The sequence below is a fragment of the Synechococcus sp. BA-124 BA4 genome (assembly GCF_034931165.1).
In genome coordinates this window covers 1-25,706 of record NZ_JAYGIA010000082.1, presented here as the reverse complement: position 1 = coordinate 25,706, position 25,706 = coordinate 1, and the positions used below count along the sequence as shown (strand labels likewise).

Genomic DNA, 25,706 nt, shown 5'->3' with positions numbered 1-25,706 from the left:
CTGGGCACCAGCCCCAGGCTGCCCAGCCTCCCCCAGGCCCCGCCGGGCATCCCCGGACTTCCGGGCCAGGGGCCGACGGCGGCGGCTTTTCCACCGCCCGCGAACGTGGCCGCGGGCACCGCCATCAGCATCGACGGCTCCACCAGCATGGTCCTGATCAATGAGGCCCTCAAGCAGGGCTTCATGGCCGCCTTCCCCGGGACGGAGGTGAGCACAGCGGCGGTGGGCACCGACAACGGCATCCAGGCCCTGCTGGGGGGCAGCATCAGCCTCGCGGCGATCTCCCGACCACTCACCACTGAGGAGCAGGGCCTCGGCCTGGTGGCCGTACCCGTGGCCAGCGACCGGATCGCCCTGGTGGTGGGCCTCGACAACCCCTTCCGCCGCGGCCTTTCCCGCAGCCAGACGGTCCAGATCTTCAGGGGTGAGATCACCAGCTGGAGCACCCTGGGGGGCAGCGATCGTCCGATCCGGGTCCTCAACCGCCCCAGCGTCAGCGGCACCCATGCCGCGTTCCGCAAGATCGTGCTTGACGGCCAGCCCTTCGGCAGCAGCCCGAACATCACCACACTCGAGCGCGACGCCACCACGCCGATGCTGCGCCTGCTCGGCCGTGATGGGATCGGCTATGCCACCTACGCCCAGGTGGCCGACCAACAGACGGTGCGGGTGCTCGCCATCGATGGAGCCACCCCGGAAGCGGAGTCCTACCCCTTCCAGCGCCAGTTGTTCTACGTCTATCGCGAGCCCGCCTCGGAGGCCGTGAAGGCCTTCCTCGGCTTCGCTCTCTCTCCGCAGGGAAGGGCCGTCATCCAGAACGCCGGCAAGGGCCCCTGATCCCAGCCGGCTCGGCCCCAGCGGCGAGAGTGGGCGCCCTGGGCTGGACCCGATGACCATGGTGATCACCCTTCAGCTGCTCCAGGCGGCGGGTTGGCTGGCGGCCTTCGCTCTGCTGGTGCTGCTGCTGGCGCTGGAGTTCACCATGGGGCGTGCACCGCGCCTGGGGGCCACGGAACTCACCCCCGCGAGCCCCTCCACGGGCGCCGCTGAGGCCGGCGGCGGCGATTTCCTCAGCGTGATCGTGCCGGCCTACAACGAGGCGACCAGGATCAACGACTGCGTGGGCGCGTTGCTGGCGAGCGACCTGCAGGGTCTGAGCTGGCGCCTGATCGTGGCTGACGATGACTCCAGCGACGGCACCGCCGAGGGGTTGGACGCACTCATCGCGGCCGGAACGTTCCCATCGCCGCCCCTGGAGGTGATGCGCTGCGGGCCCCGTCCAGCGGGCGAGCGCTGGAATGGCAAGACCTGGCCGTGCAGTGAAGCGGTACGACGGCTGCCCCATCCCCCCACTCCCGAAGCGGGCCCACCCCCGACGGAGTGGCTGCTGTTCGTGGATGCCGATGTGACCGTGGCGCCGGCGGCCCTCACCAGCGCCGTGGCCGAGGCCCGCCGCAGCGGGGCCGATCTGCTCACCCTCGCGCCACGGATCCGCTGCGGCTGCCTGGCCGAGTGGGTGGTGCAGCCGATCGTGGTGGCGCTGCTGGGTCTGGGCTTTCCGATCGCCCGCGCCAACGATCCCGGCGACCCCACCGCCTTCGCTGCAGGCCCGTTCATGCTGTTTCGTCGCTCCAGCTACGAGGCCATCGGCGGGCACCGGGCTCTGGCGGCGGAGGTGGTGGAGGATCTGGCCCTGGCGCGGGCGATCAAGCAGCGGGGATTCCGCCTGCGTTACCTGCTCGGCATCGACCTGCTGGAGCTGCGCATGTACCCCGATTTCAAGGCGCTCTGGGAGGGCTGGACCAAGAACTGGCATCTGGGCCTGAACCGCAACCCTCTGCTCACCCTGGCCAGTGGTGCCGTGGTGTTCGGCCTGTTCAGCGGTCCCTGGCTGCTGCTGCCGCTGGCGTGTCTGCAGCTGATTCAGCAGCCGTCCGACTGGCCGTCACTGCTCACGCCGGCCCTGACGGGAGTGGCTCTGCAACTGGCGGTCAGGCTCTGGAGCCGCTGGCGTTTCGGACTGGGGCTGCGCCACTGGTGGCTGGCCTGGCTGGGTGGTGTGGTGATCGCCGCGATTGCTCCGGTGTCGATCTGGAAAACCAGCACCGGCCGGGGCTGGACCTGGCGGGGTCGCTCGCTGGCCTGAGGCGGGAGTACCGGAGGGGTTGCTGCCGACCGGACTCAGGCCTTGCTGAGCCTCTTGACGATCCAGTTCATCAGCACCAGGGAGCCCACCAGGGCAATCAGCAGGGCGATGGTCATGGGGAGTTGCCTTCTGGCGTGATTATGTCGGGTCGCTGAGCAGGGAATCCGCCACCACCGTTCCATCCCGCAGCAGGCGCGCGACGGTGAGATTGCTCACCGGTTGATCGTGGCCACCCTCCAGCAGCCACTCGGCCATTTCCATGCGCAGGGCGTAGGCGTCCTCGAAGCGTTCACGGCTCTCGAGGGCGTGCAGGCGGCACTCGAGCCAGTGGCGTGTTTCGCCCGGAAGCTGGCGCTGGAGGCGTCGTCGAGTCACCAGAGCTCTCCATGCATATGGGAATCCTGGCGGAGCGCCTCGCCTTTGGTGTAGCAAGGGGAACACATCCGGTTGGAGACTGGACACCGCTGGATGTTGTCGCGATGAGCCACCGCTGCCTTGGGCCTGCCCTGGTGATCACCGCACTTCTGGCCAGCCCGGGCGGGGTCCGGGCGTCCGACACCAGCCATGACACCCGCCACGACTGCCGCCTCTGGCGGAGCAGCCACGGCCTGGAGCGGGTGGAGATCGCCAACCGCCTCGGTGCCGCCAACCTGCTCACCAAAGTGCACAACTTCGCGGTGGCCACCCCGGGGGACACCCGAAGCCTCTACAGCAGTTCCGACATCCGGCGCCTCTGCGCGCTGCAGTGAAGGCGAGGCGGATCCTGCCGTCTCGTCCTGCTTAACCCGCCACCAGCCAGCGCCCCCCTGCCCCCAGCGCCAGGGCCGCGGAGCTGGCCCACGCCAGGGCCGCCCAGCTGTTCAGCAGCAGGCGGCGCAGCAGCAGCAGCGACCCGCCGGCCCCCAGCAACAGCACCAGGCTCTGGCAGAAGGCGATCACGTGGTGATCGGCGCTCCAGCTGGGCAGCGGCAGCTGGAAGGTGACCGGCAACAGCCGGCCCGCTTCCGCCATCCCCACCGGCAGATGCCGCGCCAGCAGCAGGGCCCAGAGCAGGGGCAGCAGGCCATAAAGCCCGAGACGCAGGCGCCGCGGACTTCCAAGACGAAGCGCGACCAGGGCCAGGGCCGAGGGCAGCGCCAGGGCCAGGGCCGCGAAGGCCAGACGCGGCAGCAGCGGCCCCTCCTGCAGACTCTCGGGAGCCAGGGGCAGCCACCCCAGCAGGCGGTCCCAGAATTTCAGGCAGACGCCGCCGGCCAGCACCAGGATCAGCCCTGCCTCACCGTCGGGTGGGGCCATCTCCCGCTGCAGATCGGCGGCGGGGGGCCGCAGGCTCAGTTGCACCGAACGGTGCGGGCAGGCCTGGGCGCAGGTGAGGCAGAGCACGCAGTTGCGATTGTCCTCGAGGTGGGCCGGGTGGGTGCCGAGCGGGCAGCCGGCTGTGGCCAGGCCTTCCCCATCGGCGGGACCGCCCTTGAAGCAGGCGTAGGTGCTGCAGCTGCCACTGCAGGTGCCCACCTGGGCGCGCAGCTCCAGGACCGAGAGCTTGGCGAACAGGCCGTTCATCCCCCCCACCGGGCAGAGGTAGCGGCACCAGAAGCGCTTTTCGAAGCGCAGGGAACCGATCACGGCCCCGGCGGTGATCAGCAGCAGCAGACAACTGCTCAGGCGGGCGCTGTTCTCCAGATCCGCCAGCTCCTCCCAGAGCAGGATCGCGGCGAAGCCGGCGGCCAGCGCCGGCGCGGCCCAGCGGTCGGTCTCCCCCCTCGGCCAGCGGGAGGGCTGCCAGCCCAGGGCAGCGGCCAGCTTCTGGCTGATCTCACCCCAGACCATGAACGGGCAGAAGGAGCACCAGAGGCGGCCCACCAGGGGATAGCCCAGCAGGATCAGGGGCCACCACCAGGCCCAGAACAGGTTCAGTGCTCCGTTGTGGGCACGGTCCTGGGGACCCAGCCACAGCCAGAGGTTCACCAGGACGAACACCCAGCTCACGAGGCCGAAGAGCAGGGCGTTCCACAGCCGTGGCGAGCGCATCCGCAGACGCAGGGACGGCTTCCAGCGCCACAGGTCGAAGCGCGGGCGGATCTGACGGGAGGGGGGCCAGAAGACCTCTTCCGGAAGCTCCGGCGGCGGCTCGCCTTCGGCTGGAACCGGCAGCTGGCGCAGAGCCCGCTCCACCAGGTCCTCGAGCTCGCGCACGTTGCCGGGGAAGTCACGGGTCTGCAGGCGCCGGATCAGCTCGGTGCCGACCACCGGCACCACAGGCCAGCCGAGAGCCCGGCTCTTGAGACGCAGGTCGTAGCGCAGCCAGTCGCCCAGATCCTGGCGCCGGACCCGTAGCGGCGGCACCCGGATCAGCGTGCAGACGCGCTCGAAGCCGGGAACCACCGCCTCGGTGGTGAAGAACACCCGGCCGGGGAAGTGGTGGGGGGGATCGACTGGATCCGGGGCCTGCCAGCGGCCGCTGCTGGCCAGTTCCAGCAGGGCGGGCAGCAACTGGGGATCGACCCGATCGAGCTTGTCGATCAGCAGGGCGCCCACCTCGTGGTTCTCGAGAATGGATCCCTCACCGCCACGGCCGGCGGCACCGAAGAGCTCGGCGCCGTCGCCCCGCAGCAGCGCGCCGTCGAGCCGAACCATCAGCTGCCGCCGGGCGGGGGAGCCGAAATGGATCAGGGCGGCGATGTTGTCCTTCTCCAGCCCCGGTTCGCCGCTGATCAGCAGCGGCCCGCCGCGCGGATCCTGGGAGGCCGTCCGCACGGCTTCTCTCAGGGTGTGGGCGTAACGGCTGTCGCCGACGATGCCGCGGCGGGCACGGCCCACCAGATGGGGCGCCAGACGGAGCAGGCTGTCGGCCACTGGCGCGTCCTGCTGATGAGGCTCCATTCTGCGGCGAGGACTCACACCGCACCCATCCCATGACCCTGACTCTGTATGGCGGAGCCCGCTCGCGGGCCTCGATGCCGCGCTGGTATCTGGCCGAGAAGGGGATTCCCTACACCTGGCGCCTGCTCGACATGGAGGCTGGAGAGCACCGGCAGGAGGCCTTCCTGGCCCTCAATCCCTTCGGCAAGGTGCCGGCCCTGGAGGACTCCAGCGCCCACGCCCCTGCGGGCGGACCCCTGCACCTGTTCGAGAGCGGCGCAATCCTGCTCTACCTGGCCGATCGCTACGGACAGGAGTTCACCAGCCCCGAGCAACGGGCCCTGGCCGAGCAGTGGGTGCTGTTCGCCAACGCCACCCTGGCCACGGCCCTGTTCGTGGAGTCGGCCCGGGAGCGGGAGTTTCCGCGGCTGATGGCCGCTCTCGACCAACTCCTGGCCAAAGGGAGCCCCCTGATCGGTGAGGCCTGGGGGGTGGCCGACTGCGCCGTGAACGCCCACCTGGCGTACCTGCCGGTCTTTTTCCCCCAACTGGATCTGAGTCCGTACCCGGCGGTTCAGGCCACGATCGCGACCACCCGCGCCCGGCCCGCCTACCAGGCGGCGATGGCCACGGCCTGAGCGGACGCGGCGATGGCGGATCAACCCCTCGATCGGGCCCCCTTCCACTGGCGGGGGCAGCGGCTGGAGCTGCTGGCAGCCAAGGCCCTCTGGGATCCCCGGCAGGAGCTGCTGCTGCTGGCCGACCTGCACCTGGGCAAGGCCGAGACTTTCCAGAGCCACGGCATCGCCCTGCCCAGTGACGGGGATGCGGGCACCCTCAACGCTCTGCTGGCCCTGGCCCACCGCTGGCGCCCCCAGGAGGTGCTGGTGCTGGGCGATCTGATCCACAGCCGGATCGGCCTCACCGCCGAGCTGCGCCAGAAGCTCAGGGCCCTGCCCCAGCTGCTGGGCTGCCCCCTGAGGCTGATCGGCGGCAACCACGAACGGGGCAGCTGGATCGAGGACCTGCCCCAGGAACCAGCCACCGCCCGGGGGGGTCTCTGGCTCAGCCATGGCCCCGAAGATCAGCCTCCGCCGGGGTCCGGCGATCTGCTGCATGTCTGCGGCCACCTGCACCCTGTGGCGCTGATCGGTGACCGCAGCGACCGATTGCGCCTGCCCTGCTTCAGCTACGACGCCGAACGCGGGCGGCTGGTGCTGCCCTCCTTCGGGCAACTCACCGGCGGACACCCCTGCGATCCCCGCGAGCAGGTCTGGCTGGTGGCTGACGGGGCGATCGTGCCCTGGCAGGACCTCAGCCCTCGGCCGCCAGCGCGCGCACGACGTCGCCGCGGGTGAGCACCCCCACCACCGTCTCGCCGTCACGCACGAACAGCCGCTGGGTGGAGCGGTCGTGCAGCAGCTTGGCGGCGGCCGCCAGCGACACGTCGGAGCTGCAGCTGTGGGGATGGCGGCTCATCACATCGCCCACCGTGTTGCCGAGCACCTGGTGCACCTGCTTGTCCCAGTCGAGTGGGTTGCGCAGGTAGATGACGGCATCGAGCAGCATCACGTAGGGGCCTGCATCGAAGCCGCTCTCCCGCACCATCAGATCCTGCTCGCTCAGTTCAGCGATCAGCGCCCCCTCCTCATCCAGCACGGGGAGGCCGCTGATGTGATGGTCACTCATCAGCTTCACCGCCTCCTGCAGCGGCGTGGTCGGAGTCACCGACAGGACGGGTGTGGACATCACGTCGGCCACCCGTACGGTTCCTGGGGTGTCGGGGGTCATCGGTGCAGAGCGTCTGCAAGGGTTCTAGGCCAGCGTGGGGGCCCGCCAAGGCTCCGCTGCGATGACCCCTTCCGCCTCTGAATCGTCTGGAGGGCGGTCTGCCGTGCCACGGGCTCGCCGCCTGGCCGACGCCCTCACCGTGGCCCGGGCCTTCCTGGGGCTGCCCCTGCTTCTGGCTCTCGGCGCCGGTCAGGCCGGGCTTGGCTGGGCGCTGCTGCTGCTGGCCGGCTTCAGCGACTGGGCCGACGGCTGGCTGGCCCGACGCTCGGGCGGCGGCTCGGTCTGGGGGGCACGGCTCGACCCGCTCACCGACAAGATCCTGATCAGCGCCCCTCTGCTCTGGCTGGCGCGGGAGGGGACCCTGCCCCTCTGGGCTGTCTGGCTGCTGCTGGCCAGGGAGCTGCTGATCTCCGGCTGGCGGGCCGGCCAGGCCAGCGGCGCTCCGGCCTCAGCCGCCGGCAAGGCGAAGACCGTGCTCCAGTTCACGGCCCTGCTGCTGCTGCTCTGGCCGCTCACCTGGCCCCTGGCCAGCGGCCTGCGCAGCCTGGGCTGGTGGCTGTTCTGGCCCTCGCTGCTGCTGGCGCTCAGTTCGGGCGCCAGCTATCTGCGGGCGGGCCTCAGCCGGCCAGCAGGGCCTGATCGGAGCTGAAGTCGGGGGTGGTGGCCCCGCGCAGGGCGTAATCGTTGCTGTAGCTGTCGGCCAGGCCGGCGTCGAGATCGAAGGCGGGCGACCAGGCCAGCTCCCGCTGCACCCTGTGGATGTCGGTGAGGAAATGGGCCAGACGCAGGGGAAAGGCCTTGCGGGCTTTCTTGTCGAGCCCGGAGGGATCGAAACTGCGGATCTCCACGGCCTCAGGTTCGACACCGCAGGCCCTTGCCGCCGCGGCCACCAGGCCACGGAAGGTGACGCCCTTGGCTCCACTGCAGTTGTAGATGCGGTTGGCCGCGGCCTCCACATCCAGGCAGCGGGCCATCGCCGTGGCCAGGTCACTGACATGGCCCAACTGGGTGATCGTGGTTCCATCGCCCGGCAGGGGCACGGGCCGGCCATGCACGATCCGGTCGAAGAACCAGCTCTCCACCGGGTTGTAGTTGCCGGGTCCGTAGATGTACGTGGGACGGAAGCTGGTGAAGGGAATCGCCTGCTGCCGCAGCCAGGATTCGGTGTCCAGCTTGCCGGCGTGGCGGCTGGCGGGGTCGGTGGCGGCGTTCTCATCCAGGGGCCAGAGCTCGCTGTCGGCGTAGACCCCGGCGGAACTCACATACACGAAGCGGTGGCTGGGCGCTCCCGTGCGCTCCACCACCGCCTGGCTGTCGGCTCCACTGCGGCCGCTGGAATCGATGATCACATCGAAGGCGCGACCGCGCAGCGGCTCCAGGGCGGCGGGGTCGCTGCGGTCGCCCGAGAGATGCTCCACGCCCTCGGGCAGGGGCTGGCGGCCGCGGGTGAAGAGGGTGAGCTCGTGCCCGGCGGCAAGCAGCTGAGCCACCAGGGGCTTGCCGATGAAACGGGTTCCACCCATCACCAGGATCTGCACGGCCATTCAGCGGAGAGGGCGCCATTCAAGCGGCCGGGGCGGCGGCCGCTGCGATGCTGCGCAGCAGGATCGCCCGTCCGACCATGCCCCGCTGGACCGAGCTGCTGCGCTCCGTGAACAACCTCAAGCTGCTGGCGGCCATCGGTCGCAGCGGCGGCGATCTGCACTCGGTGGCCGATCTCGTCGACAACATGCTCGAAAGCCCGCAGATGGACGCCTGCGTGCGCCGTTTCCGCTCCGTGCCGGGCGGTGCCGAGATGATGGATCAGCGCTACCCGCCCCTGCAGCCGGACATCGAGCGCATGATCCAGATGCCGGCAGGCAGCCTCGGCCACGGATACGGATACGGCCAGCTGATCCGCGAGCTCAACTATGATCCCGACTTCTTCCGGCCCCGCCCGATCGACACCGAGGCGCGCTGGCTGACCCAGCGGATCGCCACCACCCACGACATTCACCACGTGGTGACGGGTTTCGGCACAGGGACCGTGGGCGAGAACGGTGTGCTGATGATCACCGCCAACCAGATCGGCTTCCCCGCCTACGTGCTGCTCAACAGCGCCGCCCAGCTGAGCAGCTTCCGCCAGCAGAGCACGCAACGCCCCGTTCAGCTCGACTTCGAGCAACTCAGCGCGGCCCTGGCCCAGGCGATGGCCATCGCCCGCACGGCCTCCTGTCTGGCGGCGGTGCGCTGGGAGGAGGGCTGGGAGCGTCCGGTTCAGAGCTGGCGTGAGGAGCTGGGAATCCTCGAGCCCGCCGATGACGCTCCCTATGGACTGACGCTCCTCGCACCGGCGTTGTGAGCGGAAGTCAGCCACGCCTGCCGCCCCACTGGACCGCACAGACCGCCAGCCTCTGTGAGAGCGGTGGTCATCGTCATTTCCGCCTGCTGGGACTGCGGGGGCACGGCCGTGGGCGGGCGATCGAGCTCTCGGCCCTGCTGGATCCATCGTTTCGGCTGGTGGTGCCGTTGCAGCGGCTGCGCGACCGCCGGCACTGGCTTCCGGGCTGGCAGAGGCTGCCACCATCCGAGCCTGAGCCGGAGACGATCCCGGACAGCGGCCAGGGAAGATGGGACACGCCCCAGCGCCAGTCCCCCGTCGCCGCCATGCAGATCATCCCGGCCATCGACCTGCTCGACGGGCAGTGCGTGCGCCTGCACCAGGGCGATTACGACCGGGTCACCCGCTTCAGCGACGATCCGGTGGCCCAGGCCCTCTCCTGGCAGGAGCAGGGGGCCGAACGGCTGCATCTGGTCGACCTCGACGGGGCCCGCAGCGGTCAGCCCATCAACGATGCCGTGGTGCGTGCCATCACCGCCTCCCTGACGATCCCCGTGCAGCTGGGGGGCGGCGTGCGCACGGCGGAGCGGGCCGACGACCTGCTGGCCTGCGGCCTCGATCGGGTCATCCTCGGCACCGTGGCGATCGAGCAGCCGGATCTGGTGCGGCAGCTGGCAGCCCGCCATCCCGGCCGCATCGTGGTGGGCATCGATGCGCGCAACGGCCTGGTGGCCACCCGCGGCTGGATCGAGGACAGCCGCACCCAGGCCACCGAGCTGGCCGCCAGCTTCGAGGGCAGCGGCGTGGCGGCGATCATCAGCACCGACATCGCCACCGACGGCACCCTGGCCGGGCCCAACCTGGAGGCCCTGAGGTCCATGGCCGAAGCCACCTCCCTGCCGGTGATCGCCTCCGGCGGCGTGGGCTCGGTCACCGACCTGCTGGCCCTGCTCAGCCTCGCCCCGCTGGGGGTGGAGGGAGTGATCGTGGGCCGCGCGCTCTACGACGGCAGTGTCGACCTGGGGGAAGCTCTTCAGGCGGTGGGACCCGCGCGGCTGCAGGACCCCCTGGATGCCTCACTCTGCTGATCGGAACAACTCTCAGGGCGGGTTCAAGTCAGCTGCTTGAACCCGCCCCTTAACATAAGGACTAGTTCCGATCCAGTCGTCGTCTCCGTGTCCGTCGCCCTCACCACCACTGACGTGCCGGTGAGTTCCGGAGCGACCCAGTCCCCCGGCGGACGTCCAGCTCAGGCGGGCGGCGAGAACGCTCAGCCGGATCAGGCCCCGTCCGATCTGCGCGCCACGGTGGCCCAGGCGTTCCGGCGCTGCCGTGACCTGGGCATGCGTCTGAGCCGCCAGCGGCGGATGGTGCTGGAACTGCTCTGGAGTGATCGGCGTCACCTCAGCGCCCGCGACATCTTCGAGCGCCTCAATGCCCAGGGCCGCAACATCGGCCACACCTCCGTCTACCAGAACCTCGAGGCCCTGCAGTCCGCTGGTGTGATCGAGTGCCTCGATCGCGCCAGTGGCCGGCTCTATGGCTACCGCAGCGATCCCCACAGTCACCTCACCTGCCTGCAAAGCGGTGAGATCGAGGACCTCGACGTGGTGCTGCCCGAGGAGCTGCTGCAGCAGATCGAGGATCTCACCGGCTACAGCATCGAGTCGTACACCCTCCAGCTCTTCGGCCGCCGCCGGGCCTGATCCGATTCCAGCCCTGGAGTTTCCTTCACGCGCTCGTTACCTTGAGCCCATGTACCGGACCGGCGCGTGACTGAGCCTGCGGGCGCCCCTGGGGTTGCCGGGACCCCCAGGTGCCAGGTGCTGCTGCTGGCTCCGCCCCTGCTGCGCCAGGGCCTGAGCCGCCTGCTCGCGGATGCGAGCCCGCCCTGCCGGGTGGCAGGCGAGGCTGGCGACCTCGAGGGCGCCCCACAGCTGGTGATCTGGAGCCTGGAGGCCCCGATCCATCCCGACACCCTGCTGCTGGAGCTGGAGCGGCTGGACCAGCGCTGGCTGCCGGCCCCCCTGCTCCTGCTGATTCCCGCCCAGCCCGGCTGCAGCAGCGACTGGCTCCTGCAGCTGCCGGCCGCCGGACTTCTGCAGGACCCCGAGCCCGAAGCCCTGCTGGAGGCCGTGAGCACCCTGCTTCAGGGAGGACGGGTGGTGGCCCTGGACGGGGACGGCGGCACCAGTGTGACTGCCGGGTCGGGCAGCGCCTGGGGAGCGGGAACGATGGGGCTCGGCCAGTGGCTGCTGATCAGCGGGCTGCAGCAGATCGATCAGGAGCTGGAACTCGGCCGCCGGCTGCTGGACCCACCCCCGGCCAATCTGCTGCTGCAGCTGATCCTGGAAGGCCGGCAGCGGGAACTGCGCTCCGCTCGGACCCTGCTGATCTGGCTGTGGGGGCCGGTCTCGATGGCCTGGGGAGCCACGGGTCTGCCTCCGGAGCCGAAGAGCCCTGTGCAGGAGCCGCGCCCCCCCAGCGGCGGCAGCACCGCCATCACCCTGCGGCAGCGCACCGCCGTGGCTGTATGGGAGGCGATCCATCAACGGCTGAGCCAGGCCAGCCAGGGCCCGCTGCTGCGCCAGGGCAGCGTCGAGCTGTTCGCCCTGGAGGGACTGAGCCAGGAGCGGCGGAGGGATCTGTTCCTGGCCCTGCTGGCTCAGCTGGATCAGCTGTTGCGGCAGCTGCGCCAGGAGCGCCTGCGCGGCGACGAGCTGCAGGGCCGCTGGCAGACGCTGCAGCCGGAACTGCGCCGACAGGCCCTGCTCCAGATGGCTGGTCCCTACGTGCAATTGCCTCAGCAGGGGAACCTGCTGCCCGTGGCCGACACCCTCACCAGCCAGGGGAGCTTCGATCTCGACGACCCTGATCTCCCTCCCAGCCAGCCGATGCTGGCGGCCCTGATCTCCGCCCAGCCCCTGCTGGTGGACGGACGACTGCTGGCCCCGGACGAACCCCAGGCCCTGCTCTATCTCGAGACCCTGGTGAGCAACTGGGTCATCCGCAGCGCCGAGAGCATCAGCGCCGATGTGCTCGCCTGTTGCGGCGACTGGCCTGAACTGCGCCGCTACCTGCTGGTGAAGGAGCTGATCGCCACCCGCAGCCTGGAGCGCCTGCGCAACCAGCTCAATGCCCAGCAGCGCTGGAGCGAGTGGTTCGAGAAACCGATCCAGCTCTACGAGAGCCAGCGGCGGCTCTACCGCCTCGAGGAGGGAGGAACGATCCGCCCGCTGCTGCTCACCGAACCCCGCGACGAGGAACTGCGCCAGCTGGGCTGGCTGCAGCAGAGCGTCACCCTGGCGCTGGAGGCCCGCGATGCCCTGGCACCGCAACTCCGGGCCCTGCTGCAGCGCGTCGGCGATCTGATCGTTGTGGTGCTCACGCAGGTGATCGGTCGTGCCATCGGCCTGGTGGGGCGCGGCATCCTTCAGGGGCTCGGGCGAGGCATCAGCAGGCCCTGAGCGTCACAATGGCCCCAGCCCCTCTGGTGTTCGGTTGCGCCTTCCTGTCCGCCTCGGCTTCCAAGCCGGTCCCCTCTCCGCCCTCAGAGCCTGTCTGCTCAGCCTGATCCTCGGTGCCTGGCTGCTGCTCGCCCCGGCCTCTCCAGCGGCGGCGGCCCTCACCACCAACAGCTACGACGGCAACATCTATTCGCTCTATGCCGGCAATGGCTCGCTGGTGCCGCCCCGGAGCACCCTGGCCAAGGCGATGGCCGATCACCGCCCGGTGGTGCTGATCTTCTATCTCGATGACAGCGCCGACAGCAAGCAGTTCGCCCCCGTGGTCTCGGAGCTGCAGCGGCTGTGGGGCTCGAGGGTCGAGATCATCCCACTCACCACCGATCTGCTCCAGAACCGGCCCGAGGAAGGCGTCAGCGACCCCGCCCACTACTGGAAAGGCCTGATTCCCCAGGTCGTGGTGCTCGATCCCGCCGGCCGTGTGGTATTCGACGGCAAGGGGCGGGTGAGCAGCGAAGCCATCAGCGCGGCCCTGAGCAAGGCCACCGGGCTCAACCCGGCCGGCAGTGCCGAGACCAGCGCCACCCGCAGCTTCAATGAGCTGAACAGCGAAGTTGTCCCCGCAGGCTGATGACCGTCCAGCCGGAAACCCCGACACGCCGGGAAAGCGACAGTCTCGGTGCCATCCAGGTGCCCGCCGAGCACTACTGGGGGGCCCAGACCCAGCGCTCCCTCCATTTCTTTCCCTTCGGTGAGGCGATGCCGGAGGCGATCGTGCGGGCCTTCGGCCAGCTCAAGGCCGCCTGCGCCGAGGTGAACACCAGCCTGGGTTGCCTCGATCCGGCCCTGGCGGCCCTGATCGTGGCGGCGGCCGAGGACGTGGCCCGCGGCGATCTGGCGGCGGAGTTTCCTCTGCGGGTCTGGCAGACCGGCTCAGGCACCCAGACCAACATGAACGTCAACGAGGTGATCGCCAACCGGGCGATCGAGGCCGCTGGCGGCAAGCTGGGCAGCAAGGCGCCGGTCCATCCCAATGACCACGTCAACCTGAGCCAGTCGAGCAACGACACCTTCCCCACCGCCCTGCACGTTGCGGTGGTGCTGGAACTGGAGAGACGGTTGATTCCCGCCGTGGAGGCGCTGATCACAGCCCTGTATGCCAAGGCGGAGAGGTTTGCAGGGATCATCAAGATCGGCCGCACCCATCTGCAGGATGCTGTGCCGCTCAGCCTGGGCCAGGAGTTCGGCGGCTATGGGGCCCAGCTGAAGCTGGGGCTCGACAGTCTGCGCCACACGCTGCCCCAGGTTCGCCAGCTGGCGATCGGCGGCACGGCAGTGGGCACCGGCCTCAATGCCCCCCCAGGCTTCGGCGAGAAGGTAGCGGCACGGCTGGCCGAACGGATCGGCCTGCCGTTCAACAGCGCACCGAACAAGTTCCAGGCCCTGGCGGGCCATGAACCCCTGGCGGCGACCCATGGCGCCCTCACGGTGCTGGCCGGAAGCCTGCTGAAGATCGCCAACGACATCCGCTGGCTCGGCAGCGGACCCCGCTGTGGGCTGGGCGAGTTGATCTTGCCGGAGAACGAACCTGGCTCCTCGATCATGCCGGGCAAGGTGAATCCCACCCAGTGCGAAAGCCTCACGATGGTGGCCGTACAGGTGATGGGCAACAACAGCGCTGTGCAGATGGCGGCCAGCCAGGGCAACTTCGAGCTCAATGTGTTCAAGCCGCTGATCGCCCACAACGTGCTGGAGAGCATCGAGCTGCTCACCGGCGGCTGTACCAGCTTTCGCAAGCACTGCATTGAAGGGCTCGAGGCCAATGAGAGTCGCATCAGTGATCTGCTGGATCAGAGCCTGATGCTGGTGACTGCCCTCACCCCGGCGATCGGCTACGACCGCGCCTGCGCCATCGCCAAACATGCCCACGAGCACCGGCTGAGCCTCAAGGAAGCGGCCCTGGTGCTCGGCGAGATCAGCGCCGAGGAGTTCGATCGGTGGGTGAAACCGGACGCAATGGTGTGAACCACTGTTGCGGGTCAGGGATCGTCACACTCAAGGAGTGACTGGGCCATCAAGACTGCACCACCACGAAGACCCTGGCTGCCGAGCATCGGTTGATCGATGGCCAGGAGTTCAGGCGGAGGCCGATTGGGAGAACATCATCAAGGAAGGCAACCGCTCGCCACCCCACGATCTGGACTTCGACCATGGCCCCAGGTGCCACATTCCTCTCAGCGGGCCCACCCTCAACAGTGCCTTCACCAACTGCTATTGGCTGCATCACCTGGTGGGGGCATATATTTATTTGACTACAACTCGAAGGACTAAGCAGAGGGAGAGTCGCACTGCATCTGTACAATTCTCCCCCTACTGGAATTTCTTGATTCAGGGCAGAAGGCATTTACCGTTGAGTTCGGCTTTGAAGCCAACATGGGGATGCATGTGCTCGACCGGAAGTTGCTGAGACAGCCATTTTGCGGAAGAATGCAAGCAGATATTACCTGATGGCACTATTGAATGTGACGCCGCTTCCCGACATTGACCCGCGCTGAAGCTGCCTATTCTAAAACTGCAAGAAGCGCTCAATCCAGCATCCGAAATTCGCAGATTGCCGAAAAAGATCATTACACCCAATTGCAAACGCATTCCACCTGGACGTACTGATCGATGCCGACAACGCTCAGACGCCAGTGATCTGCGAACTGCTGGCGGAGGTGGCCCTGATCATCGACGGCATGGATCTGCTGCATGGCGGCCGGGTGAACGGCTTCTGCCTGGTGTCCTCCCACAACGACTTCACACGACTGGCCACCCGCAACCGTGAGGCGGGGCTGGCGGTCTACGCCTACGGCGTGAAGAAGACGCCCAAACCCTTCGTGGCCGCCTGCGACAAATTCATCTACACAGAGATCCTGCGCAAGGCTCTTTCTCCTGGGCGCCATTGCTGCAGTGAGCCAGGAGGACGGATGGGCGCCTCTGAGCACTGTGGGCAACCAGCAGATCAAGAACGACCCCTCCTTCGACCCCCGCAACTTCGGCTTACGCAAGCTGAGCGAACTGGTGAAGGCCCAGACCTACCTGGTGGTGAAGGAAGTGCCGATCGCGGCGGGTACCCAGTTGACCGGCGACCGCTAAAAGTGGAGTAGGTGCTTAACTCCCCAGGATATTGATCGCTCGAGCAGCGATCGTTGCGATCGTCACCAGCGAGATCACGCTCTCCAGCATCATCAGCCCCATGGCCCGGGCCGTGAGCGGTATGGCACCGGTAGGGCTGAAGGCGGTGGCTGTCGAGAAGCCCAGGAACAGATAGTCGATGAAGGTGGGCCGCCATTCGGGCGGCACCGAGTCGGGAACCCCCTCCTGCGGGAAGAACCAGTCGGCGCGGGTGGGCAGGCGGTTGAGCCGCGCCTCCGGTCCAGCGCGATCAACATGCCAGAACGCCAGCGAGAAGCTGACGATGTTGGTGAACCAGATGACAACACCCGAGGCGAGCAGTTCAAGGGCGCTGAGTTCCGCCCCACCGAACACCATCACCTCGACCAGGATCGTCACATTGGCGATAGTCATGAGGATCAGAATCACCACGACCAGCCAGAGGACTGTGCGTTCGATCCGTAACCAGGGAGCCTGACCGCCCGTCACACCGACGGCGACCATCGGGGTCAACGCTGCCGCCATCAGCAGGACAGACAACCCCACCGGAAAGAGGTGGAAACGGTTGGGGCTGCCCACCAGCAGAAGCGTCATCACCAGAACCGCCAGACCGGCCGGCCAGCGCGGCTCGATCCGCGGCGATCGGCTCATTGCCGCGCCATGGCCAACTGGATCGCCACGGCCGGATCGATGCGGTGTTCCAGGCTCTCGGCCACGTCATCGATCGCCAGCTGCACCCCCTTGACCCGGCCATTGAAGGCATTGCCGCGCGGTCCATAGTCTTCCGACACCGGTGCGCCACTGTCCTCGCCGATGTCGCAACCGTCATCGGCGGAGAAGACCATCGCCAGAGTGGCGCCGATCTGGCCTGCGCCCACCGTCGTGCCATCGGTGAAGAGCGTGACGGTGCCGCCCTTGCCCAGACCGCCGCCGGCGTAGGAGAACTCCATCCGCACCTGGTGTTCACCAGCAGGGATGGGCGACTCCCCCTCCACATAGAACCGCTGGAAGCCTCCCCAGTTGTAGCAGTACTTGAGTTTCCCCCCTTTGGCATACAGGCTCCAGCCGCCGATGTTGGCGCCTTGGGAGATGATCACCCCCTCGGCACCGTTTTCCGGCACAACGATTTCGGCCGTGACCGAGTGGGATTTGTTTTTGATGTTGAGAACGCAATTCTCCGACAGGCGGCCCATGCCACCGAACAGCAGTTGCGTCTTGCCCTTGATCAGGATCGGGCGGCCAGCCGTGTCGGGGTTGATCCTCTCGATCAACCGATCATCGATCGGCAGCACCTTGTAGCGCGTGGCCTCGATCAACCAGAGGCGCTGCAGTTCGTGCAGTTTCTGCGGCATTTCCATGGCAAGATCCTTGGCCTGGCTCCAGTCTTTACTCGTGTCGTAGAGCTCCCAGACGTCGTCATCAAGGGCAGGCGGAGCAGCCTGCACCCAGGGTGTGGAGTGGTGGGTCACGGCCGTCCATCCCTTGTGATAGATGCCGCGGTTGCCAAACATCTCGAAATACTGGGTTTCGTGCCGCTCAGCGGCGCCCGGATCATCGAAGGCGTAAAGCATGCTCACCCCTTCGATCGGATCCTGCTGGATTCCATCGACAGACACGGGTTCCGGCAGGCCGGCCGCCTCCAGGATCGTCGGTGCCACATCAATCAAGTGGGTGAACTGGGAGCGGATCTCGCCCCTGGCCCTGATGCCCCTTGGCCAGTGGACGACGGTGCCATTGCGCGTGCCTCCGAAGTGGGACGCCACCTGTTTGGTCCACTGGTAGGGCGTGTTCATCGCGTGGGCCCAGCCCACGGCGTAGTGGTTGTAGGACTCAGGCCCTCCCAGCTTGTCGAGCCGCTCTGTCAGGAACTCAGGCGTTTCAAGCGCCTGCAGGCCATTAAAATAGCTCATCTCATTGAAACAGCCATTCAAAGAACCCTCGGCAGAGGCACCATTATCGCCGATAATATAATAAATAAGTGTGTCCTCGAGGATGCCGAGCTTTTCGAGGCCCTCGACAATGCGCCCCACGTGATGATCGGTATACTCCATGAAGCCTGCATAGACCTCCATCTGGCGGCTCAGCACCGGGCGGAAAGCCTCCGGTATCTCCTCCCAGGCGGGTATCTCGCCATGGCGGTCGGTGAGTTCGCATTCCGGAGGAATCACACCCAATTGTTTCTGGCGGGCGATCGTCTGCTCGCGCAGAGCATCCCAGCCTGCATCGAATTGGCCTTTGTATTGATCGGCCCATTCCTTTGGCACGTGGTGCGGAGCATGGGTGGCGCCAGGCGCGAAATAGGCGAAGAAGGGCTGATCGGGCGTCAGTGCTTTCTGCTGCCCGATCCAGTTCAGGGCCTTGTCGGCCAAGTCCTCCATGAGGTGGTAGCCCTGCTCAGGTGTCTTGTCAGGCTCCACCGGTGTGGTGCCTTCATACAGCGTTGGGTACCACTGATTGGCTTCACCGCCGACGAAGCCATAGAAATGATCGAAGCCGCCGCCGCCCGTCGGCCAGGCGTCAAACGGTCCGACGGGACTGGTCTGCCACACCGGTACTTCATGGCACTTGCCGAACTGCGCGGTGGCATAGCCATTCAGCCTCAATGTTTTGGCCAGAGGGGCCATGCTGTTGGGCAGAACCGAGCAGTAGCCCGGCGCACCCGTGGCGATCTCGGTGATTCCGCCCATGCCGGCCGAGTGGTGGTTGCGCCCGGTGAGCAGGGCCTGACGCGAAGGCGAGCACAGAGCGGTGCTGTGGAAGCGGTTGAACTTCAGACCGCCAGCGGCCAGTTTTTCTGCGGTGGGCGTCTGGCAGGGGCCACCGAAGGCGCTGGCGGAGCCGAACCCGGCATCATCGATGAGAACGATCAGCACGTTCGGCGCTCCTTCGGGCGGACGCAACTGCTCGATCGGCGGGAATGAGGTATCGGGATCCTTTGCGTCGTAGGTGATCAGACCCGGCCGCGCCGTGTTCGGCATCGGCAGGTGGGAGCGGTGTTTCCTGGTTTGATTGCTCATGATCCTGTGCCGTTAACGAATGTCAGTGACGCCGGGTGTGGCCCGCCCCGATGCCGCAAGGCTGTCAACGCCCTGTGGCCTTGAGGTGTCCCCGTGATGAATCGTTGAAGCTGCTACAGCAGATTCGCCGCCAGCTCCGCCAGCGGGGAACGCTCACCCTTGAGCAGGGTGACATGGCCCGCCAGCCGCTGGCCCTTGAAGCGTTCCACCAGCCAGGTGAGGCCGTTGCTGTCGGCATCCACGTAGGGATTGTCGATCTGATACGGGTCGCCGGTGAACACGATCTTGGTCCCTTCTCCCACCCGGGTGACGATCGTCTTCACCTCATGGGGCGTGAGGTTCTGCGCCTCATCCACCACCATGTACTGGCGCGGGATCGAGCGGCCGCGGATGTAGGTGATCGCCTCCACCTCCAGCAGGCCCATGCCCTTGAGATCGGACCAGTTGCTGCGGGGACCTCGGCTGGAGCGCAGGCTTCCGGAATGCGCATCCTCCCCACCGAGGAGGTAGTCGAGGTTGTCGATGATCGGCTGCATCCAGGGACCCATCTTCTCCTGCAGATCGCCGGGCAGGAAGCCGATGTCCTTGCCCAGGGGAATCACCGGCCGGGTCACCAGCAGCCGGTCGTAGAGGTGATCATCGGCCACCTGGTGCAGCCCGGCGGCCAGGGCCAGCAGGGTCTTGCCGGTTCCGGCCTTGCCCACCAGGGTCACCAGACTGATGGCCGGATCCAGCAGCAGATCAAGGGCGAAGGTCTGCTCGCGGTTGCGGGGGCTGACCCGCCCCAGTTTGATCCTGTTCACCTTCTGGAGGGGCCGCAGGCCCCTGGCGTCCGCATCCGCCCGTGCCAGCAGGGTGTGCTGCGGTTGCAGGGCATCCACCAGGGTCACGCCTTCGTTGGCCAGCAACGGCGGCTGGGGCGGCAACCGTGGCGGCAGCTGGTCCAGGGCCAGGGATCCCTGCTGGTGCAGCTGATCGATCTGCTCTGCCGTCACCATCCATTCGCTGAAGCCCGGGTAGAGGTCGGCGATCGCCACCTTGTCGGTGCTGTAGTCCTGGGCGATCAGGCCCACCGCATCGGCCTTGATGCGCAGGTTGGTGTCCTTGGTGACCAGCACCACGGGGGGCTGGTTGCCCATCACGTCCTGGAGGCGCTGCTCCAGCGCCACCGCCAGGATGTTGTTGTCACCGTTGCCGGATTTCAGCTCCGGTGGCAGCTGGGCGAGGGTTTCGCTGCGGCAGAACACCACCTTGAGCAGGCCGTGGTGCTCGGCGTTGATCTCCACCCCCTCCGAGAGGTTGCCCTTGCCACGCAGCTCATCGAGCAGGCGGGAGGTCTGGCGGGCATTGCGGCCCCGCTCGGAGGAATCGCGCTTGAAGCGGTCGATCTCCTCGACCACCTCGATCGGGATCACCACCGTGTTGTCTTCGAAGCGGGTGATCGCCAGAGGATCGTGCAGCAGCACGTTCGTGTCGAGAACGAAGGTCTTCTTCATCACCCGCGCCGCTATGGCAAGACCGTGAACCTAGGCCGCAGCGGTGTCCACCCCGCCAGCGCCTGGCACCAGACGCGATCTACGCTCCCGCAGACCCGGCACCCCCGCCCCTTGCCGTCCCTGCCTCCATTGCTCTGCGCGCTGCTGCTGCTGGCGCTGCTCTTCGGCCTCACCCTGCTCTGGCTGGAGTTGCGCCATCGCCTGAGGCCGGCCTCACCCCTGCGCCTGAGTTCCGGCCCCTGGACCACCCGCTGGAGCAACCGGGGGGCGGTGACCCTGGAGGGCAGCTTCCGCATCGACAACCCCCATGCCCGCATGGAGGTGATGGTGCCCGAGCTGCAGCTGCGTCCCACCGTCCTCGGCCGCAGGGATCTCTCGCGCCTGCGGGTGACCACCAGGGTCGTCGCCGACCACCCCGACGAGCCGAGCCGGTCCGATGGCTACTGGGCTGCGTACATCGTCAAAGGGCACAAGAGCACCCAGCTCATGGCGAGTGTGCGCATCAGCCTGCCCGGCGGCACGAGCGGACCGAGCCCCGAGGAGCGCCACACCATCCTGGAGGACCTGCTCGACACCCTCTGGCTCGAGGTGCTCTGGGTCAATTACGGACCGTTCGGTCGCCTGGAGCGGCGCCAGGGATTCCTGGTCCCTGTGCGTCATCCCGAACCGCTGGAACCGGCCACGGCTGCCTGGCGCGACGGCGACGGCTGCCAGGTCCTGCCTGTGCCCACCCACCTGCTGGGGGTGCTCGATGACCCCGCCGAGGTGCTGCGCCGCTACGCCGGTCCCGTCCTGCGTCCAGGCGACATCCTCACCATCGGCGAAACGCCCTTGGCAGTCATCCAGGGCCGCTACCAGCATCCGTCCATGGTGGAGCCCTCCTGCCTGTCCCGGCTGCTCTGCCGCGTCTTCCATCCCACCAGCAGCCTGGCCACGGCCTGCGGCCTGCAGAGCCTGATCGACACCGTGGGGCCGGCGCGGGTGCTCTGTGCCTGGCTGGCCGGCAGCCTGATGAAGCTGGTGGGCAGCAAAGGCGGCTTCTACCGCCTCGCCGGTGAGCAGGCCCGGCTGATCGACGACATCACCGGCACCACCCCTCCCTACGACCAGACGATTGTGCTCGGTCCCGATCAGCCCGAACGCTGCTGTCAGAAGCTTGCCCAGGCTCTTGGGGTGCCGGTGGCGGTGGTTGATGTCAACGATCTCGGGCGGGTCAAGGTGCTCGCCTCCAGCGCCGGCTGCGACGAAGACCTGCTCAGGCGTGCCCTGCGCCCCAACCCGGCCGGCAACGCCAACGAACGCACACCCCTTGTGCTGGTCCGACCCGCCTGAAGCCTCAAGGTCCCTGTCTCGCCCCGATACAGTTGATCATCAGCGGTTCTTCCGTGCATCACCCCACTCCAACCCGTTCCCCGGGAGGTGATTCACTCGCCGGACCTGGGGACGTGCAGGTCGACGCCCTGCAGGGCTGGATGCTGCCACACCTGCAGGATCCTGCCGTCATCGACCTGCAGCCGCTGCTGCAGAAAGCCCTGTTGCTGCAGACCCCGGAGCGGCTGCTGAGCAGCCTGGTGCGCCGTCCACCCCTGGCCCCTGAAGTGCTCGTGGCTCACCGCGGCGGTGATCGTCTGCTGGGCCTGAGCGTGGTGCGGCGGCTCAACCGCAGCGGCAGCTGCTGGGGGGTGGAGGAGTTGCGGCTCTGCCGCGGCGCCCTGAGCGAGCCGGGATCCCCCACCGCCAGGCAGGTGGAGGGAGCCCTGCTGCGCGAGGCCTTCCACTGCTGCCCTGGGGCCTCCAGCTGGATCACCAGGGTCTCCACCGGCCATCAGGACCGCCTGGCCCTGCTGCGGGAGCAGGGGTTCCAGCCGCTGCTCCAGGAAACCCTCTGGTATTGGGAGCCGGATCCGGCCGTGGCCGGCAGCAGCCTGCCGGCGGCCGTGCCGCCCGGCGACGACCTGCAGTTGCGCCATCTCAACCGCCGCAGCGCGCCTCTGCTCTGGCACCTTGAGCAGGCCACCTGCCCGGCCCAGTTGCGCCAGCTGCTGGATCGCCGCATCGAGGACGTGCTCGATCAGAGCGAAGGGCGGGGGCTGCTCTGGGTGGACACCAGCCGCCAGCAGGCGGTGGCGGCCGTGCGCCGACTGCGCCAGCACCGCCTGGGTCCGGCGGAGCTGGAAGTGACCCTGCATCCGGGCTGGTCCCATCTGCATGGCCCCGCTCTGACGAGGCTGGTGCGGCAACAGGCTGGCGGAGTCTCACCCCTGCGCCTGCGCAGCGACACGGACGACCACGAACGCGAAGGCTGGCTCAGCAGCCTCGGCGCGGTGGCGGAGGGGGAGGACCTGTTGATGGCCCGCAGTGTCTGGCGGCGGCAGGAGTCGCGCGTGCTCAGCCGCCAGTCCTGGCGTCTCGACACCGTGCTCGACTCCTTCAAGCCCCGCCGCCGCCCTGTTCCCACCCCGCTGCAGCGGGGGGTGGGCAGCGGCCGTTGAGCCGACAGCCTCCGCCTCCCCGCTCTGTGCTGGCCCTCGATGTGGGCCGCCGGCGGATCGGCCTGGCCGGCTGCGACCCGCTCGGCCTGACCGTCACTCCCCTGCCCCCCATGGCCAGAGGAGATTTCCCCGCCGATCTCGAGCGGTTGCGGCCCCTCGTGGCCCGGCGGCGTGTGCAGGCCCTGGTGGTGGGGCTCCCCCTCGACGCCAGCCAGCAGCCCACCCCCCAGGCCAGGCACTGCCGCCGCTACGGCCAGCGTCTGGCTCAGGCCCTGGCACTGCCCCTGGCCTGGGTGGATGAACACGGCAGCACCTGGGAGGCAGGCGAACGCCGAGATCTCCACGGAGATCGCAGCGGCCGGCTCGACAGCGCCGCCGCGGCTCTGCTGCTGGAGCAATGGCTGCGGGAAGGTCCCGAGGCCCTTCCGGTCAGCCCAGCGACACCGAGGCTCGACCGGCCGGCCGGCGCTGAGACATTCTGATGGGACCTGCTGATTCCCCATGAGTGCCGAAGGACCGTCGATCACTGGATCCGGTGACGTGCCCACGGTGCTCGTTCGCGATGGACAGAACCGCCAGCTGCTCTGCTTTCTTGAGCAACTGATCCCCCTCGATGGGCACGACTACGCCCTGCTCACGCCGGTGGACACCCCGGTGTGCCTGGTGCGCATCGCGGAGGGAGACGACGAGGAGGACGAGGTGATCGAGGAGGTCGATGCCGCCGAATCGATCCTCACTGTGGCCGACGTGGTGCTGCAGGAGCATGACCTGACCCTGGTGCGCTCGGCGGTGACCCTCACTGTGAGCGGTGAACTGGAGGAACCGGACCCCGATGACCTGGAGGACGATCTCCAGGGCGATGGCGACGGCGACGAGGAGACCGACCTCTACGAGATGTTGATCCAGTTCCGCGCCGAAGGCCAGGAATACGGCCTCTACATCCCCCTCGATCCCTTCTTCGTCGTGGCCCGCATGCAGAACAACGAGGCGGTGCTGGTGGAAGGGGAGGAATTCGAGCGGGTGCAGCCGCGCATCGAGGCCGAGCTCGAGGACCGGGAGAGCATTGGGTGAACCTCCAGCAGCTGTTGCGCCCTGACTGGGTCCTGAGCACCACCCTGGCCCAGATGCCCCTGGAGAACCTGCTGGATCGTGGGATCCGCGCCCTGGTGCTGGACGTGGACCGCACTCTGCTTCCCCGTCGCCAGGCCGAGATGCCCCCGCTGATGGAGGCGTGGCTGCGGCAGGCCAAGGATCGCCTGCGGCTGCACCTGTTCAGCAACAACCCCTCGCGGCGACGGATCGGCTCAGTGGCCCGACAGCTCGATCTGCCCTTCACCACCTCGGCGGGAAAGCCCCGCCGCAGTGCCCTGCGGCGCGTGCTGGCCGACCTCGAGCTTCCCCCCGAGCAGGTGGCCCTGGCCGGTGACCGTCTCTTCACCGATGTGCTGGTGGGCAACCGTCTCGGTCTGTTCACCGTGCTGGTGAAGCCCGTCGGTCCTGAAGGTCGGCCCTGTCAGCAGGACCGACTGCAGCGGCTGGAGGTGGGTCTGGCACGGCTGGTGGGCACCGAGTGGAGCCGATGACGACGCAGGCCCCGCCGACACGCCGGGTGATCAAGGTGGGCACCAGCCTGCTGCGCGGCACGGCCCAGCGGGACACCGAGGCGGTGATCGCCGGTCTGGCCGGCAGCCTCAGCCGGCGGCGCCAGCTGGGGGAGGCCATCGCCCTGGTCACCAGCGGTGCCGTGGGTCTGGGCTGCCATGCCCTCGGGTTCAGGGAGCGTCCCGAGGAGGTGGTGGCCCTTCAGGCCGCCGCCGCCGTGGGCCAGGGTCGGTTGATGCGGCTCTATGAAACGGCCTTCGCCGAGCACGGCACCTCCGTGGCCCAGGTGCTGCTCACCCGCGGCGACCTGGCCTCCCGCCGCCGCTACCAGAACGCCTGCCGCACCCTCGAGCAGCTGCTCAGCTGGGGCGTGGTGCCCGTGGTCAACGAGAACGACACCCTCGCCACCGACGAGCTGCGCTTCGGCGACAACGACACCCTCTCGGCTTTGGTGGCGGTGGCGGTCGGCGCCGATGAGCTGGTGCTGCTCACCGATGTGGATCGCCTCTATTCGGGCGATCCCCGCAGCGATGCCAGTGCCCAGCCGATCGAGGAAGTGCGCGATCTGCTGGAGCTGGAGCGCCTGAGCGGCGTGGCCAAGGGCGGCGGACGCTGGGGCACCGGCGGCATGACCACCAAGCTGGCCGCAGCCCGCATCGCCACCTCCAGCGGTATCGCCGTTCGCCTGGCCGATGGCCGCGATCCAGCGGTGCTCGAAGCCCTGCTGGCCGGAGAACGCCTCGGCACCCTCTTCCGGCCCAGCCCCAGCCCTCTGCCCGACCGCAAGGGCTGGCTGGCCCACGCCCTGCTGCCCAAGGGGGATCTGTTGATCGACCCCGGCGCCGAGCGGGCCCTGATCGAGCGGGGAGCCTCCCTGCTGGCGGTGGGCATCCGCGCCGTCAACGGCGAGTTCGAACGGCGGGATGCCGTACGGCTGCTGTCGCTGGAGGGCCGGGAGATCGGCCGCGGCCTCTCGGCCCTCAGCAGCGCTGAGGTGGCCCAGGTGCTGGGACTGAGCAGCCAGGCGGCCAAGAGCGCCCTTGAGCACGGCGCCGGCGATGCCGTTGTCCACTGCGACCATCTGGTGCTCACCGCGCCGGCGGCGGCCCGGGGCTGAGGGGCCGCCCTACGATCCGGCCACCGGCCGCGATCCCTGGAATGCGCTTCAGCACCTTGCTCACGCACCTGAGCGAGCTGAGCGAGGCCAGCCCCAGAGATCTGGCCACGGATCCCGAGCTGATCACGGCGGCCGCCGTCGACCGGGCCGGCGCGGCGGAGCTGGCCTTTCTCGAGCTGGGCCACAGCCTGGCCGCAGCCCTCGAAACCTGCTCGGCCGGCGCGCTGCTCCTGCCGCCCGATG

The 25,706-nt window shown here is 68.2% G+C and carries 26 protein-coding genes and 3 pseudogenes; 22 read left to right on the top strand and 7 right to left on the bottom strand.

Annotation, left to right across the window (positions count from 1 at the left end; translation table 11 throughout):
* Together VB734_RS10945 and VB734_RS10940 are read left to right on the top strand one after the other, a co-directional pair.
* On the top strand, positions 1 to 837 hold an 837-nt coding region (locus VB734_RS10945; RefSeq protein WP_323243332.1), incomplete at its 5' end, for a phosphate ABC transporter substrate-binding protein.
* 58 nt (positions 838 to 895) lie between these two features.
* Positions 896 to 2,146, top strand: a complete 1,251-nt coding sequence (locus VB734_RS10940; RefSeq protein ID WP_231594785.1) for a glycosyltransferase — start codon at positions 896 to 898, stop codon at positions 2,144 to 2,146.
* Positions 2,147 to 2,284: 138 nt separating this feature from the next.
* Here VB734_RS10940 and VB734_RS10935 read toward each other — a convergent pair whose 3' ends face one another.
* On the bottom strand, positions 2,285 to 2,521 hold the full coding sequence (locus VB734_RS10935; protein WP_197167590.1) for a hypothetical protein: 237 nt from the start codon (positions 2,519 to 2,521) through the stop codon (positions 2,285 to 2,287).
* A 104-nt stretch (positions 2,522 to 2,625) separates the two neighbouring features.
* Between VB734_RS10935 and VB734_RS10930 the strand changes: the two genes are divergently transcribed.
* Positions 2,626 to 2,895: a hypothetical protein gene (locus VB734_RS10930; protein ID WP_197164829.1), complete on the top strand. Its 270-nt coding sequence runs from the start codon at positions 2,626 to 2,628 to the stop codon at positions 2,893 to 2,895.
* A gap of 31 nt (positions 2,896 to 2,926) precedes the next feature.
* On the opposite strand, the gene VB734_RS10925 is transcribed toward VB734_RS10930, so the two are convergent.
* Positions 2,927 to 5,029, bottom strand: a complete 2,103-nt coding sequence (locus tag VB734_RS10925) for a 4Fe-4S binding protein (protein ID WP_197164831.1) — start codon at positions 5,027 to 5,029, stop codon at positions 2,927 to 2,929.
* Positions 5,030 to 5,061: 32 nt separating this feature from the next.
* On the opposite strand from VB734_RS10925, the gene VB734_RS10920 reads away from it, so the two are divergent.
* Positions 5,062 to 5,646 (top strand): glutathione S-transferase family protein, encoded by a 585-nt coding sequence (locus tag VB734_RS10920; protein WP_197164832.1) that lies wholly within the window; start codon positions 5,062 to 5,064, stop codon positions 5,644 to 5,646.
* 12 nt (positions 5,647 to 5,658) lie between these two features.
* Positions 5,659 to 6,366 carry a ligase-associated DNA damage response endonuclease PdeM gene (pdeM, locus tag VB734_RS10915; protein ID WP_197164834.1) on the top strand — a complete coding sequence of 236 codons (708 nt, stop codon included), beginning with the start codon at positions 5,659 to 5,661 and terminating at the stop codon, positions 6,364 to 6,366.
* Here pdeM and VB734_RS10910 read toward each other — a convergent pair.
* A complete protein-coding gene (locus VB734_RS10910) occupies positions 6,323 to 6,757 on the bottom strand; it encodes a CBS domain-containing protein (protein WP_197166953.1) in 435 nt (144 codons plus the stop codon). The genes pdeM and VB734_RS10910 overlap by 44 nt on opposite strands.
* Before the next feature lie 103 nt (positions 6,758 to 6,860).
* Here VB734_RS10910 and VB734_RS10905 point away from each other — a divergent pair, with 103 nt between their 5' ends.
* A complete protein-coding gene (locus tag VB734_RS10905; RefSeq protein WP_197164843.1) occupies positions 6,861 to 7,448 on the top strand; it encodes a CDP-alcohol phosphatidyltransferase family protein in 588 nt (195 codons plus the stop codon).
* Here VB734_RS10905 and VB734_RS10900 read toward each other — a convergent pair.
* Positions 7,417 to 8,337 (bottom strand): NAD-dependent epimerase/dehydratase family protein, encoded by a 921-nt coding sequence (locus tag VB734_RS10900; protein ID WP_197166955.1) that lies wholly within the window; start codon positions 8,335 to 8,337, stop codon positions 7,417 to 7,419. The two genes, VB734_RS10905 and VB734_RS10900, sit on opposite strands and share 32 nt — an antisense overlap.
* Positions 8,338 to 8,420: 83 nt before the next feature.
* On the opposite strand from VB734_RS10900, the gene VB734_RS10895 reads away from it, so the two are divergent.
* The 9 genes and pseudogenes from VB734_RS10895 to VB734_RS10855 all read left to right on the top strand — a co-directional run bounded on the left by VB734_RS10895 (position 8,421) and on the right by VB734_RS10855 (position 15,721).
* The gene (locus VB734_RS10895) at positions 8,421 to 9,140 is read left to right on the top strand and encodes a Coq4 family protein (RefSeq protein ID WP_322781433.1); all 720 of its coding nucleotides are present in this window, start codon (positions 8,421 to 8,423) and stop codon (positions 9,138 to 9,140) included.
* Positions 9,137 to 9,340: pseudogene (locus VB734_RS10890) on the top strand (TIGR02450 family Trp-rich protein); the annotation flags it as partial. The gene VB734_RS10895 and the pseudogene VB734_RS10890, both read left to right, overlap by 4 nt.
* A 105-nt stretch (positions 9,341 to 9,445) precedes the next feature.
* A complete protein-coding gene (gene hisA, locus VB734_RS10885; protein WP_231595017.1) occupies positions 9,446 to 10,207 on the top strand; it encodes a 1-(5-phosphoribosyl)-5-[(5-phosphoribosylamino)methylideneamino]imidazole-4-carboxamide isomerase in 762 nt (253 codons plus the stop codon).
* Between the two features lie 207 nt (positions 10,208 to 10,414).
* The gene (locus VB734_RS10880) at positions 10,415 to 10,825 is read left to right on the top strand and encodes a Fur family transcriptional regulator (RefSeq protein ID WP_370594601.1); all 411 of its coding nucleotides are present in this window, start codon (positions 10,415 to 10,417) and stop codon (positions 10,823 to 10,825) included.
* Positions 10,826 to 10,891: 66 nt separating this feature from the next.
* On the top strand, positions 10,892 to 12,586 hold the full coding sequence (locus tag VB734_RS10875; RefSeq protein WP_197164845.1) for a DUF3685 domain-containing protein: 1,695 nt from the start codon (positions 10,892 to 10,894) through the stop codon (positions 12,584 to 12,586).
* Between the two features lie 34 nt (positions 12,587 to 12,620).
* A complete protein-coding gene (locus VB734_RS10870; RefSeq protein ID WP_197164855.1) occupies positions 12,621 to 13,214 on the top strand; it encodes a thylakoid membrane photosystem I accumulation factor in 594 nt (197 codons plus the stop codon).
* Positions 13,214 to 14,608 carry a class II fumarate hydratase gene (gene fumC, locus VB734_RS10865; protein ID WP_197164857.1) on the top strand — a complete coding sequence of 465 codons (1,395 nt, stop codon included), beginning with the start codon at positions 13,214 to 13,216 and terminating at the stop codon, positions 14,606 to 14,608. The genes VB734_RS10870 and fumC overlap by 1 nt, the downstream gene beginning before the upstream one ends.
* 713 nt (positions 14,609 to 15,321) lie before the next feature.
* Positions 15,322 to 15,432: pseudogene (locus VB734_RS10860) on the top strand (Maebl); the annotation flags it as partial.
* 103 nt (positions 15,433 to 15,535) lie between these two features.
* Positions 15,536 to 15,721, top strand: a complete 186-nt coding sequence (locus VB734_RS10855; RefSeq protein ID WP_231594786.1) for an OST-HTH/LOTUS domain-containing protein — start codon at positions 15,536 to 15,538, stop codon at positions 15,719 to 15,721.
* 15 nt (positions 15,722 to 15,736) lie between these two features.
* Here VB734_RS10855 and VB734_RS10850 read toward each other — a convergent pair whose 3' ends face one another.
* The 3 genes from VB734_RS10850 to VB734_RS10840 form a co-directional block, all read right to left on the bottom strand.
* On the bottom strand, positions 15,737 to 16,333 hold the full coding sequence (locus VB734_RS10850; protein WP_231594787.1) for a hypothetical protein: 597 nt from the start codon (positions 16,331 to 16,333) through the stop codon (positions 15,737 to 15,739).
* Between the two features lie 53 nt (positions 16,334 to 16,386).
* On the bottom strand, positions 16,387 to 18,717 hold the full coding sequence (locus VB734_RS10845; protein WP_323243333.1) for an arylsulfatase: 2,331 nt from the start codon (positions 18,715 to 18,717) through the stop codon (positions 16,387 to 16,389).
* Between the two features lie 152 nt (positions 18,718 to 18,869).
* A complete protein-coding gene (locus tag VB734_RS10840; protein WP_322781431.1) occupies positions 18,870 to 20,252 on the bottom strand; it encodes a PhoH family protein in 1,383 nt (460 codons plus the stop codon).
* A gap of 111 nt (positions 20,253 to 20,363) precedes the next feature.
* Between VB734_RS10840 and VB734_RS10835 the strand changes: the two genes are divergently transcribed.
* The 7 genes and pseudogenes from VB734_RS10835 to VB734_RS10805 all read left to right on the top strand — a co-directional run.
* The gene (locus VB734_RS10835; protein WP_322781430.1) at positions 20,364 to 21,584 is read left to right on the top strand and encodes a F420-0:Gamma-glutamyl ligase; all 1,221 of its coding nucleotides are present in this window, start codon (positions 20,364 to 20,366) and stop codon (positions 21,582 to 21,584) included.
* A 113-nt stretch (positions 21,585 to 21,697) separates the two neighbouring features.
* Positions 21,698 to 22,744 (top strand): hypothetical protein, encoded by a 1,047-nt coding sequence (locus tag VB734_RS10830; protein WP_322781429.1) that lies wholly within the window; start codon positions 21,698 to 21,700, stop codon positions 22,742 to 22,744.
* Positions 22,741 to 23,226 (top strand): Holliday junction resolvase RuvX, encoded by a 486-nt coding sequence (ruvX, locus tag VB734_RS10825; RefSeq protein WP_322781428.1) that lies wholly within the window; start codon positions 22,741 to 22,743, stop codon positions 23,224 to 23,226. The genes VB734_RS10830 and ruvX overlap by 4 nt, the downstream gene beginning before the upstream one ends.
* Before the next feature lie 19 nt (positions 23,227 to 23,245).
* Positions 23,246 to 23,815 carry a DUF3727 domain-containing protein gene (locus VB734_RS10820; RefSeq protein WP_322781427.1) on the top strand — a complete coding sequence of 190 codons (570 nt, stop codon included), beginning with the start codon at positions 23,246 to 23,248 and terminating at the stop codon, positions 23,813 to 23,815.
* Positions 23,812 to 24,327: a YqeG family HAD IIIA-type phosphatase gene (locus VB734_RS10815; RefSeq protein WP_322781426.1), complete on the top strand. Its 516-nt coding sequence runs from the start codon at positions 23,812 to 23,814 to the stop codon at positions 24,325 to 24,327. The genes VB734_RS10820 and VB734_RS10815 overlap by 4 nt, the downstream gene beginning before the upstream one ends.
* Complete coding sequence (gene proB, locus VB734_RS10810; protein ID WP_323243331.1) at positions 24,324 to 25,463, top strand: glutamate 5-kinase; 1,140 nt, start codon at positions 24,324 to 24,326, stop codon at positions 25,461 to 25,463. Before VB734_RS10815 ends, proB begins: the two co-directional genes overlap by 4 nt.
* A gap of 41 nt (positions 25,464 to 25,504) precedes the next feature.
* A pseudogene (locus VB734_RS10805) lies at positions 25,505 to 25,706 on the top strand (UDP-3-O-(3-hydroxymyristoyl)glucosamine N-acyltransferase); the annotation flags it as partial.

Excerpts from the sequence above, each read along its gene's own strand:
- VB734_RS10940 (WP_231594785.1), top strand. The coding sequence starts at position 896 with ATGGTGATCACCCTTCAGCTGCTCCAGGCGGCGGGTTGGCTGGCGGCC.
- VB734_RS10930 (WP_197164829.1), top strand. The coding sequence starts at position 2,626 with ATGAGCCACCGCTGCCTTGGGCCTGCCCTGGTGATCACCGCACTTCTG.
- VB734_RS10925 (WP_197164831.1), bottom strand. The coding sequence starts at position 5,029 with ATGGAGCCTCATCAGCAGGACGCGCCAGTGGCCGACAGCCTGCTCCGT.
- VB734_RS10920 (WP_197164832.1), top strand. The coding sequence starts at position 5,062 with ATGACCCTGACTCTGTATGGCGGAGCCCGCTCGCGGGCCTCGATGCCG.
- pdeM (WP_197164834.1), top strand. The coding sequence starts at position 5,659 with ATGGCGGATCAACCCCTCGATCGGGCCCCCTTCCACTGGCGGGGGCAG.
- VB734_RS10910 (WP_197166953.1), bottom strand. The coding sequence starts at position 6,757 with ATGTCCACACCCGTCCTGTCGGTGACTCCGACCACGCCGCTGCAGGAG.
- VB734_RS10905 (WP_197164843.1), top strand. The coding sequence starts at position 6,861 with ATGACCCCTTCCGCCTCTGAATCGTCTGGAGGGCGGTCTGCCGTGCCA.
- VB734_RS10895 (WP_322781433.1), top strand. The coding sequence starts at position 8,421 with ATGCCCCGCTGGACCGAGCTGCTGCGCTCCGTGAACAACCTCAAGCTG.
- hisA (WP_231595017.1), top strand. The coding sequence starts at position 9,446 with ATGCAGATCATCCCGGCCATCGACCTGCTCGACGGGCAGTGCGTGCGC.
- fumC (WP_197164857.1), top strand. The coding sequence starts at position 13,214 with ATGACCGTCCAGCCGGAAACCCCGACACGCCGGGAAAGCGACAGTCTC.
- VB734_RS10850 (WP_231594787.1), bottom strand. The coding sequence starts at position 16,333 with ATGACGCTTCTGCTGGTGGGCAGCCCCAACCGTTTCCACCTCTTTCCG.
- VB734_RS10845 (WP_323243333.1), bottom strand. The coding sequence starts at position 18,717 with ATGCCGAACACGGCGCGGCCGGGTCTGATCACCTACGACGCAAAGGAT.
- VB734_RS10840 (WP_322781431.1), bottom strand. The coding sequence starts at position 20,252 with ATGAAGAAGACCTTCGTTCTCGACACGAACGTGCTGCTGCACGATCCT.
- VB734_RS10820 (WP_322781427.1), top strand. The coding sequence starts at position 23,246 with ATGAGTGCCGAAGGACCGTCGATCACTGGATCCGGTGACGTGCCCACG.
- proB (WP_323243331.1), top strand. The coding sequence starts at position 24,324 with ATGACGACGCAGGCCCCGCCGACACGCCGGGTGATCAAGGTGGGCACC.